This window comes from Microbulbifer sp. MI-G, assembly GCF_030440425.1.
GTDB lineage: Bacteria > Pseudomonadota > Gammaproteobacteria > Pseudomonadales > Cellvibrionaceae > Microbulbifer > Microbulbifer spongiae.
Map to the genome: position 1 here is coordinate 3499907 of NZ_CP098023.1, position 12516 is coordinate 3512422.

Below are 12516 nucleotides of genomic sequence, written 5' to 3' on the forward strand. Positions count from 1 at the left end.
GACCAGCCCGAAAACGGCGAAATTGACCCCGCCCTGTCAGGCACTTAGCCTGTTTTCTATGTTTTTGTCGGGCTGGCGGACAGAATATTACACGATACGCCATTTTTTTTCGTGACCGCCTGCCGATAGTCGGCATCAACCAGGCAATTCTTTTCGTTCAATTTCCACCCAGACCCTGTGGAGACGCTTTACAGACACGGGCATCAACGTTTTCAGGCTCTGGGCAAACAGGGAAACCCGAAACTCCTCCAGCATCCAGCGGTATTCCACCAATGGGGCCACAGCTGCCAACGCCCTTCTCGAATACCTTTCCTCCTGACTGCTATAGGGCTCGGCAGCCGTGTGGTACTCCGCCTGCAATTTGCGGTCGCGATTGGGGTCCCGTTCGGCCTTCTCCAGGCGCAGAGACACCGCTTTCAGGTAGCGGCCATACTGGCGCAGCCAGGTCAGGGGGGTATCGAACAGGAAACCGCGATAGAACAGCCCCGCCAGTTGCTGCTGGATATCACCCACCGCCATGGCTACTGCCAGGTTTTTCTGTTGCTTGATCTGCTTGCGCAGCGGTATCAGCAGTGCCAGGGCCCTGACCAGCAGGTCCCCGATTTCCCGGGCCACCCCTACGAATTCGCTATCCTCCTGCAGGGCGGACAGGAATTCCGCTTCAGTACGCGGCCACTGCTCTTTGGGCCAAAAAACCTCGCGCACGGCAGCCATGAGGATATCGTCCGCCACTTCCTCGCGCCTGCCCAGGTCTGCGGCCGAAAGCCCCAACTCCTGGCCGCGCAGCAGCTCCTTACGCAGGTATTTCACCTTTTCGGGCAGGTGCAACAGGGCCAGACGGCAGATACCCGCGCGGCTCACCCGCTGTGCTTCATCGGGGTTATCCAGCAGCTTCAGGGACACACTGTCTCCCGCCTCCACCAGGGCCGGATAGGCCCGCACTTTAAGGCCACCCTGATTGAGGGTATGGGTTTCCGGCAGTTCGTCGAAATCCCAGCGGGTGATGCCGGTGCGTTCAAAACGATCACCTGCATTCGCCAGCCCCTGCTGTACCCGGTCGCGATAACGGGCCTGCAGCACCGGGAGATCGCGGCCCTGATCGAGCAGCTTGCCCGCCTCATCCAGAACCTGGATATTGAAGCGGTAATAGTCCTCCAGGGCGCGTTCGGCGGATTCCCAGGCACTCTCGGGCAGTTGCTGGGCGGTCTGCCGCTGCAGTGCCAGCGCCAGCGCCTGCCACAGGGGCGTGTTATCCGCACGCAGTGCCGGCAACGCCTTGTCTACCGCCGCCGGTACCGGCACAAAAGACTTGCGCCACTGTTTGGGCAGTGCCTTCACCAGGGCGATGCATTTGTCGCGCAGGATACCCGGCACCAGCCAGGACAGGCGCGCCGTTGGTACCTGGTGCAAAGCGGACACCGGCACCTGAATACTGACGCCGTCATCCACACTGCCCGGCTCAAAGTGATAGCTGAGCGGATAGACAATACCGCCAGCCTGCAACTCATCGGGGAATTGCGCCTCGCCCACATGGTCTGCACTCTGCTGCATCAAGAGATCACGGGGAATCAACAGCAACTGTGGATCACTGGATTCGGCCTTCTTGCGCCAGTGCTCAAATCCGGCCAGGTTGACAATAGCTGCTGGTATACGCTCGTCGAAAAAGTGGTAGATCACTGCATCATCCACCAAAATATCGCGGCGGCGGGACTTGGCTTCCAACCCCTCCAGTGTTTGCAACAGATCTGTGTAGTGCTTGTAGAAGCGGCCCTTGCCGCGATAGCGCTGCTCCACCAATGCCTGGCGAATGAATACTGCACGGGCAGTTTTTGGATCCAGCTTACCGTAGGGGATACGGCGCTTTTCCACCAGGACCAAACCGTACAGGGAGACCTTTTCAAAGGCCATCACCTGACCGGAGCGGACATCGTAGTGGGGTTCGAAATAGGTGCGCTTTACCAGGTGCTGGGCTGCGGCCAGCGCCCAATCCGGCTCTATTTTTGCCACCGTATGGGCAAACAGGCGACTGGTTTCCAGCAACTGGGCAGCCACTATCCACGGCGGTGGCTTTTTGAATTGTCCGGAGCCGGGGAAAATATGGTAGCGGCGATTGCGGCAACCATTGAATTCTTTGTTTTCATCCCGCGCGCCAATATTGCCGACGAGACCCGTCACTATGGCCCGGTGCACCGCCTCATACTCCGCCGGCTCTTTATTTTCTTTCACTTCCAGTTCTCGACAGGCCACCCGCAACTGATGGTGGATATCTCTCCATTCGCGCATGCGCAGCCAGGACAGAAAATTCCTCTGGCACCACTTGCGCAACTGATTCTGGCTGAGTGCCTGGCGCTGGGCCTCGAAGGTATCCCACAGTTGCACAAAAGAGAGAAAGTCTGATTGCGCGTGCTGCCACTGACGGTGCTTCTCATCCGCGGCCTGGCGCTTCTCCGCCGGGCGTTCGCGCGGGTCCTGCACGGCCAGGGCGGCGACAATAATCAGTACTTCACGCGCGCTGTCATTTTCCGCCCCAGCCAACAGTATGCGACCCAGGCGCGGGTCCAGTGGCAATTGCGACAGGGCGCGGCCCAGCTTGGTCACCCTGCCCTCGGCATCCACCGCCTGCAACTCCTGCAGCAACTTATAGCCATCATTGATCAGGCGTGGGTCCGGTGGATCGATAAAGGGAAATTCGCGGATATCCCCGATACGCAGCTGCAGCATCTGCAGGATTACCGCGGCCAGGTTGGTGCGCAGGATTTCCGCATCGGTAAATTGCGGGCGCTGCTCCAAATCGCACGCTTTATATAAACGCACGCAGACACCGGCGCTCACACGGCCACAGCGACCGGCGCGCTGGTTGGCACTGGCCTGGGAAACCGGCTCCACCGGCAGGCGCTGGATCTTACTGCGATAGCTATAGCGACTGATGCGGGCGGTACCCGGGTCGATCACATAGCGAATGCCCGGCACAGTAATGGACGTCTCCGCCACATTGGTGGCAAGCACTACCCGGCGACCTTTATGCCCGTGAAACACCCTGGCCTGCTCAGCCAAGCTCAGGCGGGCGTACAGGGGCAGAACCTCCAGCTGTGCGATCCGAGCATCCCGCAGGGCCTTGGCACACTCGCGGATTTCCCGCTCACCGCTCATAAAGACCAGAATGTCACCACCGCGCCGGAGGCTGGACTTCTCTTCGTGCAGCAGCGCCTCCACCGCAGCAACCACTTGCCCGTTAAGCTCCAGGTCACTGTCGGTCGCGGGGCGATAGTGAATGTCCACCGGATAGGTACGGCCGGAAACCTCAATGATCGGTGCACCACCAAAATGCCGGGAGAATTTTTCCAGATCGATGGTGGCGGAGGTGATAATCAGTTTGAGGTCGGGGCGTTTGGGCAGAATGGTTTTCAAATAACCCAGCAGGAAATCGATATTCAGACTGCGCTCATGGGCCTCATCAATAATCAACGTATCGTATTGGTTCAGCAAGGGGTCGCGCTGGATTTCCGCCAGTAAAATACCGTCGGTCATCAGCTTCACATGGGTATGCTCAGTGCTGTGATCGGTAAAACGCACCTGGTAGCCAACAGACTCCCCCAGTGGTTGCTGCAGTTCCTCGGCAATACGATGGGCAACGGTGCGCGCAGCAATCCTGCGCGGTTGGGTATGGCCAATCTGTCCGTAGATACCGCGCCCGAGGGACAGACAGATTTTTGGCAACTGGGTGGTTTTACCGGAACCTGTCTCACCGGCGACCACCACGACCGGATGCTTTTCGATCAACTCGGCAATTTCCTCGCGTCGCGCCACCACCGGCAATGTCTCCGGCCACTGCACCTCGGGCAGCTTGCGCCGGCGCGCCTCCACCAACACCTCAGATGCCTGCAACTGCTGCTCCAGTTGGAGCAGCATGCGGTCCACCGGCTTGCCCTCTCCCAGGCGCCGGCGCACATGCTTAACCGTCCGCCGCAGTGGGTAGCGGTCCCTCCCCATACAGGCGGAGATACGGGCCCGCAGTGCCCACAGTGTTTTTTCCGCTTCGCTGTGACTCATGATTCGTACTGCATTGGCAAACACGGGATTATACCCCCAGTAGGAAGCAGGGTTAAAAAACCCCCTGGTGACGCTTAACTATACTGGAGCGGATAGCGACATTTACAAAGCCACCATCGCACCTGCGGGTCACACCTTGCGAGCGGTAGTATGCAAGAGATCAAACCCAAGCCCCCCGCCGGTGCCGGCAAGCTGTTTGGCCATCCTAAAGGCCTGTTCCTGCTGTTTGGCACCGAAATGTGGGAACGACTCAGCTACTACGGCATGCGCGGTATTTTCGTCTTCTACCTGACCTCCACCGCCACCGCTGCAGTATTCGGCTGGGAGCAGCTCACAGAGACCGAACTGCAATCCAAGGCGCTCAGTTATCTGGGCTGGTATGCAATGCTGGTGTACCTGACGCCCGTTATCGGCGGTTGGATGGCGGACAACCGCTGGGGTCAGCGCCGCTGCATTATGTTTGGCGGCACTCTGATGATGCTGGGGCAATTTTCCCTAGGCTTTCCCCACGCCTGGCTGCCGGCAGGTAGCGAGATTTATATGCTGTGGCTGGGCCTGGTGCTGTTGATTATCGGCAATGGTTTCTTCAAGCCAAATATCTCCACCCTGGTCGGGGATCTCTACGAGGAGGGCGATCACCGCCGCGACACCGCTTTTACCATTTTCTATATGGGCATCAACCTGGGCTCCATTCTCGGTTATCTCGTCGTGGGCTGGATCGGGGAGAAAGTGGATTATCAACTGGCATTTTTCGTTGCGGGACTCGGCATGTTGGCAGGACTGATACTGCAATTGACCCAGGCCAAACGCTATCTTGGAGCAATCGGCCTCGAACCCTCCGCCCTTCTCGGCGTAAAAAAGGAGGAGAAAGTCGATCGGCACCGCCCTCTCAGCCATGAGGAGCGAGACCGTATCAAGGTGATTCTGGTGCTGGGGGTTTTTATCATTATTTTCTGGGCTGGCTTCGAACAGGCCGCCGGCTCCATGAACCTGTTTGCCAAATACCGCACCGACCTGAACGTGTTTGGCTGGGAAATCCCCGCCAGTTGGCTACAGATGGTCAACCCTGTGTTCATTATTATCCTGGCCCCATTGATGGCCAGTATCTGGGTAAGCATGGGTGATCGGGAGCCCGGATCACCGGCAAAATTCAGCCTGGGCCTGGTTTTCCTCGGCATTGGCTTTTTGTCCATGTGCGGCGCAGCGCTGCAGATCGGCGATTCCGAGACTGTCAAAGCCAGTATTTGGTGGCTGGTCTTTGCCTATATATTCCACACCATTGGCGAGTTGTGCCTGTCACCAATTGGACTTTCAGTGGTCACCAAACTGGCGCCGCTGCGCTATTTATCCCTGATGATGGGGCTCTGGTTTGCATTTATCGGCATTGCCAACAAAGGTGCTGCAGAAATCGGAAAGCTGGTCGGGGTTTCCGGTCCTCTGGCTACTTTTGGCGGCGTGGCCCTGGTTGCAATGGTTGCGGGGGTTATCCTGTATCTCATTCGCGAGAAACTGGTGGATTGGATGCACGGTGCAGAAGAGATCCGCGTCGCAGTGGGAGAAACCACCAAGGAAGAACTGCGTATCACCGCCGATCACGACGGTGTACCGCCAAGGCATTTTAGTGGCAATGACCACTAAAGAAAAATATCCGGAGGCTCAGCGCCCTTTCACCAGGCAGGCAATCGCCCTGTCCAGCCCCTCCAGGGTCATCGGGTACATATGCCCACCCACCAGGCGCTGGGTTATGCCGATGCTGGGCGTGTGCTGCCAGTGTGCTTCATCCACCGGGTTTAGCCAGATCAAACGACCGTAGGTACTGGTGACCCGCTCCATCCAGGCCGCACCGGGCTCGTCGTTCATATGTTCGACGCTGCCGTAGCGGCCGGTAATTTCGTAGGGAGCCATGGATGCATCCCCGACAAAAATAACCTTGTAGTCCTTGCCGTAGGTGCGCAGTATTTCCAGCAGGGAAGTGTTTTCTCTGAAGCGCCGCTGGTTGTTTCTCCACACATGTTCATAGACAAAGTTGTGGAAGTAAAAATATTCCAGGTGCTTGAACTCGGAACGACAGGCGGAGAACAGCGCTTCACACACCCTGACATAAGGGTCCATGGAGCCGCCCACATCGAAAAAGAGCAGCACTTTTATCGCGTTGTGCCGTTCGGGCACCATCTGGATATCCAGCAGACCCCCATTGCGAGCAGTAGAGGAGATGGTGTTGTCCAGATCCAACTCCTCAGCGGCACCGGTACGGGCAAATTTGCGCAGCTTGCGCAGAGCTACCTGAATATTGCGGGTACCCAGGCCAATGCTGTCATCCAGGTCCCTGAACTGTCGTTTCTCCCACACTTTGGATGCCGATCGGTGGCGCCCTTTGCCTCCGACCCGGATTCCACCGGGATGATAACCACTATTGCCGAAGGGGCTGGTACCGCCGGTGCCGATCCAGCGGTTACCACCACTGTGGCGCTTCTTCTGCTCCCCCAAGCGCTTTTTGAATTCCTCCAACAGTTTTTCCAATCCACCCAGACTGCGGACTTTCGCTTTTTCCTCTTCCGTGAGCTGCTTGAGGAATTCAGCCCTCAGCCACTCCTCGGGGATCACTCGCTCGACGAGAGCATCAAAGGTGTCCAGATTCTTGAAATAGGCAGCGAAAGCGCGATCAAACTTGTCGAAGTACTTTTCATCCTTCACCAGGCAGACGCGGGCGAGGCAATAAAAATCATCCATATCCGCGAACACCAGTCGCTGTTGCAATGCCTCGAGCAGTGTCAGCAACTCGGTGATAGACACGGGCAGCTTATAGCGGCGCAAATTCAGGAAAAAGCCAATCAGCATAATAATTCGCAATCATCACGGCCAAAATTTTGAACATGATTCGCCCCTTTGAGTGGGGTCGGTAATAATATACGCTTCTGCGGTTTCATGACATGACGTTGCACAATTACCGGTTTTCGCGACGCGCCATAAATGCCAGACGCTCGAGCATATGGACATCCTGCTCATTTTTTAGCAGAGCACCGTAGAGCGGGGGAATGGCATTGCTGCTGTCGCGGTTTTTCAATACTTCCTCGGGAATCTCATCTGCCATCAGCAACTTGAGCCAATCAATCAACTCTGAAGTTGAGGGCTTTTTCTTCAGGCCCGGCACATCGCGCAACTGGAAGAAAATATCCATGGCCTCTGTCACCAACTGGCCTTTCATTCCCGGGTAGTGCACATCGATAATTCTGTGCATGGTGTCGCGACTGGGAAAGCTGATGTAGTGGAAAAAACAACGACGCAGGAAAGCATCCGGCAGTTCTTTTTCATTGTTGGAAGTGATAATCACGATGGGTCGCTGCTCAGCCCGGATCGTTTCGCCAGTTTCATAGACAAAGAACTCCATGCGGTCCAGCTCCACCAACAGATCGTTGGGAAATTCAATATCCGCCTTGTCGATCTCATCAATCAGCAGTACCACGCGCTCTTTAGCGGCAAAGGCCTCCCACAACTTACCACGCTTGATGTAGTTGCCAATATCGTGCACCTTGTCCACCCCCAGTTGGGAATCGCGTAGGCGCGACACGGCATCGTATTCATACAGTCCCTGCTGCGCCTTGGTGGTGGACTTAATATGCCACTGGATCAGCTTCAGTCCGAGACTCTCTGCCACCTCCTCTGCCAGCAGTGTCTTGCCTGTGCCCGGCTCTCCCTTGATCAACAGGGGACGTTGAAGAGTGACTGCCGCATTGACTGCCATCTGCAAGTCTTCGGTAGCTATATAGCTGTCAGTACCGGTAAATTTCATTGCAATTCCAATCCTGTATTCGCCGCTGTCTGTCAAACTTAGCGAATGATAATTGATCAACAGGCCGGGAAGCGAGGCGGGAACGATCAAATTGAATGACCAGCCCGAGTAGGCGGGACTGGGAAAGGGGAGATAGGTAGGGGATCAGGCCGTCTGGGTACTGCGACGGTGTACCACCTGGCGCCCCTTGCCGGTGATATACCAGCGGATACCCAGGTGACTGTGTATCTTGCCCACCATTTCCAGAACCAACAGGCTGTTCAGGGCGCGAGCAATGGAATTGGTCTCCATACCGCTGTCCTTTACCATGCCGGATAGTGAGCGGAATACACACTCGCCTCCGTTGAGCTGACTGAGTACCTGCAGGGCATTATCGTCCAGCTTGCGGATCTGATTGAAGTCGAGTACCGGACCTCGCTCCGGGTCCCCTTCGATCTCATACTCCAGCAGCGGCATCATCTCCAGTTGCATGGTGCGCAACTCCTGCTCCAGATGTTCCACCCGTGCCCGCGCGATACTGGCATCACGCAATTGCCGGCGCGCAGCATTAAATACAAACATGCGCGAGGCAATAGCGGCCAGCAGGCAGTAGCCGGTAAAGAGCAATAAACGCGACGGGTCACCCTGAATCTCAATGAGCAGGTCACTCTGGGTAAACTTGAGAAAAATAGGCACCAAGAGCGCGCCACAGAGGCCCAAAATCAGGCAGCGGGCTAGGCCGGCGGGGTCCTCTTCGGTAAATAACATCTGATAGTAATTCACCAGTCCACCGAGAATGCCCGAAACCAGCATGACCGCGGTGAGAATAAGCAGGTGGTCGAGCATCAGAGTTCCTCAGCCATCTAGGGGATCACCGCTCATTTGCGGCAGCGGGAAATACACACGCCAAAGGCACCCCGCCGGCAGTTTTGCTGTGCATCCATCAGCTGAATATATCGACAAAAACTGACTGGGCTGCACCTAAAAGTACCCGCTAGTATTAAAGATAGCGATTCCCCGGGAATTACCCCAACATGCCTTACTCAATTGTGACACTTTGTCGGTACGTTTGGCCTCACGCCAAGCACGGAAGCAGCCTAATAGATATAGCAGCTGCTAACAGCGACAGCGGCCAACGAGAAAGGAAGGGACGCCTTTGATACAGATAGGAGGTCAGCTCATGTCCGGGGTTCCAGCAGCCTGGGAAAAGCTCAACACCTCATAACATCTGTTAGGAAAAGATATCCCCACAGCCTGCTGCCAATGCTGTTGGGACATCAACCTGGAACGCCGTCAATGCTCGTTGAAGTAGGGATCTTCATCAAAGCGACTGCGGCGCTCGCGGCGATACTTCAACAACAGAGTGACAACCCCCCAAACGACCATGACAGCCAGGGCCCCACCGGCAGCAAACACCAGATTAGCTGTGACTTCCGGCGCCGCACCATGCTCTTCAAACAGTGTCTGGTATACAAACAAGGGCAGTGCGGGCATAGCCACCAGTTCTGCACTCGGTGTCCTGGCCGGTACCAGCAATACTGCCGCAGCAACCAGCAGCAGGGTGCGACGCAACCAGCTCCAGTGCCAGCTGCGCATAAACCACCAACCTGCTAGCAGCACAACCACTGTTGCAACAGCATAAACCATCCAGGCGTATTGAAAATCTTCTGACATGTGTTATTCGCTCTGATTTTCGCTGCACTCCGAGACATTCCGCGGCAGCCTACCACTCACCGGTCTCCACCCAGGTAACAATATGCGCTTCCATATCCTCCGGGTGCACCAGCGCCTCACTGATCACACAATCCCGTACCGACACCCCAGCCCTGTGTACCGACTCCACATCCCCGGTAATCAGGGGATGCCAATCCGGCAGTCCACGCCCTTCCGCCAGGCAGCGATAGGCACAAGTAATCGGCAACCAGCGGAACGCTTTAATCTCCTGCGCCCTCAACTGGCTACACTCCGGTACAAGTGTCTTTCGGCGGCTGTAATACCTGCAGCGACACGCTCGGGTATCCAGCAGATGGCAGGCGACATTGGTGCTGTAAACCATCCCTGTCTCCTCATCCTCGAAACTGCGCAAGCAGCAGCGACCGCAACCATCACACAGTGCTTCCCATTCGGGCTCACTCATCTGTTCGAGCGATTTCCGCTGCCAGAAAGGTTTTTCTGTCACCGTTTTGCTCAATATTGCAGCCTGCTGTTTTTCAGTGCGATCCGATGCATCTCCGAGTCTGCAACAGGGGGCATCTGCAGGTAGTAGCCGCACTTGTGGAGTTCCCGCAAAACCTTGTCGGCATCTGCGCGCGCCAGGTTCCGGTCTGGCGTTATCAACAGAGTTGTCACATGTCGGGGGCTGCCAAACAGCTCCAGTAAATTTCCCGGTATCCGCTCAATCCCTGCGCGCTTGTCGACATACAGATACATTTCCTCTTTCTTTGGGCTGCGATAGATATCGCATAACACTTTCACTGTATTTCCTCTTCGCGCAGTTGTCGCAGCAGTTTCAGTAGTGGACAGCCAATGATTTCAGCCCGCCAGCCACGCAGTCGCCCCCGCAACTCGGGGCTGTTGGCCTGCACCAGCGCTTCCAGCTCCTTTTTACGTATCAGAATTTCAGAAGGCAAGGCTTCGCGCGCAGCAATGGCTGCAAGCTGCCGGCGCAGTTGTTTGAAAATCTCTCCCTGCTGCCGGTTGAGCGGCTGAGGCAGACATGGCGGTGTTTCCTGTCGCTGGATCGACCGGGAGGTGATTTGCAGTAATATATCACCGTGTTGACGCAGTACTCGCCCCTCCAAACCAAGCTGACTCAGTGCCCCCTTATGTCGCGGCATCTGCTGGGCCATGGCCATACAGAGACTTTCCTTGAGCAGGTGATTGCGCGGTATATCGAGCGCGCGCGCTTCGCGTTCGCGCCAGGCACACAGGTCCTGCAGCGCGGCAAGCTGTTTGCCGCGCAGACGCCAGGCTCCTTTCACCTTTTGGTAATAGAGCTCTGGAGGCTGCGGGTTGCGCGCTGCCGCAACCAGGGCAGCACAGTCCTCCTGCAGCCACTCCAGTCTACCCCGCTCCCGCAAGCGTTTGCTCAGCACAGCGTAAAGTACCGGCAACCAGGCCACATCCAGTGCCGCATACTTTTTCTGCGCATCACTCAAAGGGCGTTGCAACCAGTTGGAGCGCGTCTCGCTTTTTGGCAGCTCGACATTCAGCAGTGAACGCACAGCGGCAGCATATCCCAGGCTTGCCTGCATACCACTCATCGCCGCAGCTATCTGGGTATCGAAAATGGGCTCGGGAATCACGCCCAGCAGGCGCTCCAGTGTCTCCAAGTCCTCGCTGCAACTGTGCATGATCTTGGTAACAGCAGTATGCAGCAACAAGTCTCGCAGAGGTTGCAAGTCATCGATGGCCAGATTGTCAATGAGGTAACAGTGCTTTCCGTCCCCTATCTGCACCAGGGCAGGTTGGGGGTAGAAAGTACGGCTGCGCATAAATTCTGTATCCAGCGCCACGGCGCGCTGATGGCGCCAAACATCACACAAATCGGCTAACTGTGCCTTGGTATCCACCCAGCGCGGAGTGGCATCCATATCGATCATCGTCATTACTCAGCCGCCGGAAAGAAGGCCGTTCGGCTGTGAAAGGCGTGTGCCAAAGTGCCGCCATCGATATATTCGAGTTCCCCGCCAATAGGCACCCCATGGGCAATACGACTCACGGCAACACCGTGCGCCCTGGCGCACTCTGCAATATAGTGGGCTGTCGCCTCCCCCTCTACCGTGGGATTGGTGGCGACAATCAGTTCCTGCAGGGGCTCATTGGCGAGCCGCTGCTCCAGTAGGCTGATCCCCAGGTCCTCAGGGCCGATACCATCGATGGGGGAAAGATGCCCGTGCAACACAAAATAGCGACCGTGGTAATTGCCGGCCTGTTCTATCGCCAGCACATCTGCCGGGGTTTCCACCACACAGAGGAAAGCCTGCTCGCGGCGACTGTTATTGCATAGAGCACAAACCACTTCCTCCGTCAAAATGCGGCACTGGTTACAACGGCCGACCTTTTCCACGGCCTGGGTCAAGCTGCGTGCCAGCAGTACCGCAGCGTCGGGGTCTTTCTCCAGCAGGTACATGGCCATGCGCTGTGCCGATTTGGGCCCCACACTGGGCAGGCAGCGTAGTGCGCGAATCAACTCTTCGATCAGGGGACTAAACATAGTATTCCAAAACGGCGGGTATTCACCCCTTAAAACGGGAATTTGAAACCTTCCGGCAGATTGATGCCAGAGGCGAGATCACCCACTCGTTGCTTTTGCAGTTCCTGGGCTTTCTCCTCTGCCCGGCGCACTGCATCGTTGACTGCTGCAGCGAGCAGATCCTCTAGCATTTCCTTATCTTCAGTGAGCAGGGACGGGTCGATATGCACCGAGGTGACATCGTGGCGCCCATTCATTGTGACTGTGACCATACCGGCACCGGATTCGCCACACACCCGCAGTTCATTTAACTCCTGTTGCAGCTTTTGCATTTTTTCCTGCATATCGGCCTGCAGTTTCTGGGCCTGCTGCATCAAATCGCCCAAACCTTTCATAGATAACCTCTATCTCTGTGATGTGGCTGCCCGGGATATCACCGGACAGTCAAAACAAATCCCGTAAACCCGGCACGGAAATGTGCCGCCACAGGCCACAAGCAAAT

Annotated in this window: 11 protein-coding genes; 1 reads left to right on the forward strand and 10 read right to left on the reverse strand. The window is 56.5% G+C overall.

Annotated features, from left to right (window positions below; all coding sequences use genetic code 11):
• Positions 1-135: 135 nt before the first annotated feature.
• On the reverse strand, positions 136-4050 hold the full coding sequence (gene hrpA / locus M8T91_RS14635; RefSeq protein ID WP_301414901.1) for an ATP-dependent RNA helicase HrpA: 3915 nt from the start codon (positions 4048-4050) through the stop codon (positions 136-138).
• A 150-nt stretch (positions 4051-4200) separates the two neighbouring features.
• On the opposite strand from hrpA, the gene M8T91_RS14640 reads away from it, so the two are divergent.
• Positions 4201-5688, forward strand: a complete 1488-nt coding sequence (locus M8T91_RS14640) for a peptide MFS transporter (protein WP_301414902.1) — start codon at positions 4201-4203, stop codon at positions 5686-5688.
• Between the two features lie 18 nt (positions 5689-5706).
• Here M8T91_RS14640 and M8T91_RS14645 read toward each other — a convergent pair whose 3' ends face one another.
• From M8T91_RS14645 to M8T91_RS14685, 9 genes are all read right to left on the reverse strand, one after another.
• Positions 5707-6888, reverse strand: a complete 1182-nt coding sequence (locus M8T91_RS14645) for a vWA domain-containing protein (protein WP_301414903.1) — start codon at positions 6886-6888, stop codon at positions 5707-5709.
• Between the two features lie 106 nt (positions 6889-6994).
• Positions 6995-7840, reverse strand: coding sequence for an AAA family ATPase (locus tag M8T91_RS14650; protein ID WP_301414904.1), 846 nt, complete (start codon positions 7838-7840; stop codon positions 6995-6997).
• 144 nt (positions 7841-7984) lie between these two features.
• Positions 7985-8665, reverse strand: a complete 681-nt coding sequence (locus M8T91_RS14655) for a YEATS-associated helix-containing protein (protein ID WP_301414905.1) — start codon at positions 8663-8665, stop codon at positions 7985-7987.
• Between the two features lie 447 nt (positions 8666-9112).
• A complete protein-coding gene (locus M8T91_RS14660) occupies positions 9113-9493 on the reverse strand; it encodes a hypothetical protein (protein ID WP_301414906.1) in 381 nt (126 codons plus the stop codon).
• Positions 9494-9542: 49 nt separating this feature from the next.
• Complete coding sequence (locus M8T91_RS14665; protein WP_301414907.1) at positions 9543-9956, reverse strand: YcgN family cysteine cluster protein; 414 nt, start codon at positions 9954-9956, stop codon at positions 9543-9545.
• A 50-nt stretch (positions 9957-10006) separates the two neighbouring features.
• Positions 10007-10294, reverse strand: coding sequence for a YcgL domain-containing protein (locus M8T91_RS14670; RefSeq protein WP_301414908.1), 288 nt, complete (start codon positions 10292-10294; stop codon positions 10007-10009).
• Entirely contained in the window at positions 10291-11427 is a 1137-nt protein-coding gene (gene rnd, locus M8T91_RS14675; RefSeq protein WP_301414909.1) for a ribonuclease D, read from the reverse strand. The genes M8T91_RS14670 and rnd overlap by 4 nt, the downstream gene beginning before the upstream one ends.
• On the reverse strand, positions 11427-12035 hold the full coding sequence (recR, locus tag M8T91_RS14680) for a recombination mediator RecR (RefSeq protein WP_301414910.1): 609 nt from the start codon (positions 12033-12035) through the stop codon (positions 11427-11429). Before recR ends, rnd begins: the two co-directional genes overlap by 1 nt.
• Positions 12036-12064: 29 nt before the next feature.
• Complete coding sequence (locus M8T91_RS14685) at positions 12065-12409, reverse strand: YbaB/EbfC family nucleoid-associated protein (protein ID WP_301414911.1); 345 nt, start codon at positions 12407-12409, stop codon at positions 12065-12067.
• Positions 12410-12516: the final 107 nt, after the last annotated feature.